This is a genomic window from Aerococcus sp. L_32, assembly GCF_050689315.1.
In genome coordinates this window covers 1-1,967 of sequence record NZ_JBOEQF010000363.1, presented here as the reverse complement: position 1 = coordinate 1,967, position 1,967 = coordinate 1, and the positions used below count along the sequence as shown (strand labels likewise).

Below are 1,967 nucleotides of genomic sequence, written 5' to 3'. Positions count from 1 at the left end.
TTATTTGAATGCTCTATTCAATTTTAAAAAGGCGCGTACTGACATGACTTTCTTTCATTTCCAAAAAGATAAATGAAGTCGTGGATTCACTTAGATGGAATAGCCTCTACATATTATTTTTGCATCGCTGGATATCAGTAAAGTATCACTGAACCATTAAGCCCTCTATATGTATAGAGGAAAAAATAGATTTGCCCATCATAGATAAATGTAGCTCGTTCTTCCTCAAAGGTAAGCTTTTATCAAGATAAATAAAAAGGCCATTGTGTTGAATCAACATGTAGTTGTTATTTTGAGGGTTTTTATATGAAATATCCACATCTACTGCACCCACGCAACAAGTGCGAGTTGCTCTAAGTGAAACAGTGGTTCTGTTGCAAAGTTTCAATACTAAGTATAAAAGTCCCATTCTGATACTTTGACTATGCTGGTATACCCATCAAAACTTTAATTTCAGTAGATACCGAAAAGCCGAAGAGCGTTCCATTTCTTCGGTTCTTTTTGTATATGCCTCTCAATGCTTCTATGCCCTTAATCGTAGTTGATGCAGTACGAAGACTTTGATAAAGTTTATTTCGACGTTTAACAGGTCTATGATCTTGCTCAATTAAGTTATTGAGATACTTGACTGTCCGGTGCTCAGTTTCGCTGTATAGCCCCTGCTTTTGTAACTTCCTAAAAGCACTAGCAATTGATGGTGCTTTATCTGTCACGATAACTTTCGGTTCCCCAAACTGCTTGTATAGTCGTTTAAAGAAAGCATAAGCAGACTGAGTATTTCTCTTTCGTCTTAGCCAAATATCCAGTGTCATGCCTTCTGAGTCGATTGCACGATAGAGATAATGCCACTTCCCTTTAATTTTAATATAAGTTTCGTCCATTTTCCACGAATAAAAGGACTGTCTATTTTTCTTTTTCCAGATTTGATAGATCAGCTTACCATATTCTTGAACCCAACGGTAAATTGTTGTGTGAGAAACGTTAATGCCACGATCATATAACATCTCTTGAACATCACGATAACTCAAATTATAGCGAAGATAATACCCAACAGAGATAATAATCACGTCTTTTTGGAATTGTTTGCCCTTAAAATGATTCATCTGTTGTCCTCGCATTCTTTTTTATTACATTTTACAATAAATCAGGTGTTATGGGGAACTTTGCAACAGAACCGCTGTCAGCATAAGATTGGCTAAAGGGAGACCAAAGTATAAAAAGAATAAGGTCACGAGTACTGGCACACCTCTGAAAAAAGAAACATAGAACCGAGCGAGGATTCTAAGTAGCCTTGATCTTGAGATTCGCATAAGGGCAAGGATTGTTCCTCCGATAAGACTCAGGATGAAACTTAACAGTGAGATAGCAATCGTATAACTAAGCCCTTCGAGTACAAAAGGGATACTTTCAAGCGTAAGTTGGGGATTAAAAATATAATCCCATCTGATATCTGATAAAATAATTTTAGTCACTGATCCTCTCCTTTGAAAAAATATAAATATAAATAATAACCTGAATAATTCATACTTTTCGTTGAAACATGTGCCAACTGCCTAACGGCAGCTTAAATTTACTTTTTCATTTTCACCTGTTAAGTGATGAAAAAAGAACCCCATTCTGATATGGTAAAGGTGTCTAAACTAACCATAAGAAAGGAGTTCTCTTCATGATTAGCTTACACAAAAACCAGGTAAAATTCAATTCAAACATCATCATTTCGCATACAGGTGGTCGCTTATCGAGTGATTCGGGTTTAGTCTTATTTATTCTTAAGATATTTTTACTTTCTCTGCAGGTGCTGATACTTCTTTTTATTCTTTTCGACCTTTCAACTTATACTTCATTAATCTCATACCATTGAAAATTACCACCAAGATACTACCTTCATGAACCAACATTCCGATAGACATATTCATCCATTCGCTGAAGAAGACGCTGGTCAACAAGACCAACACTACGCCAATTGA

At 35.9% G+C, this 1,967-nt stretch carries 2 protein-coding genes and 1 pseudogene; all 3 read right to left on the bottom strand.

Going from position 1 to position 1,967, the window contains the following annotated elements:
* Positions 1-422: 422 nt before the first annotated feature.
* Positions 423-1,103 carry an IS6-like element ISTeha2 family transposase gene (locus ACRCJ0_RS12935; protein ID WP_016897246.1) on the bottom strand — a complete coding sequence of 227 codons (681 nt, stop codon included), beginning with the start codon at positions 1,101-1,103 and terminating at the stop codon, positions 423-425.
* 48 nt (positions 1,104-1,151) lie between these two features.
* Complete coding sequence (locus ACRCJ0_RS12930) at positions 1,152-1,472, bottom strand: ABC transporter permease subunit (protein ID WP_431390686.1); 321 nt, start codon at positions 1,470-1,472, stop codon at positions 1,152-1,154.
* Between the two features lie 339 nt (positions 1,473-1,811).
* Positions 1,812-1,967 (bottom strand): annotated as a pseudogene (locus ACRCJ0_RS12925) (HAD-IC family P-type ATPase); the annotation flags it as partial.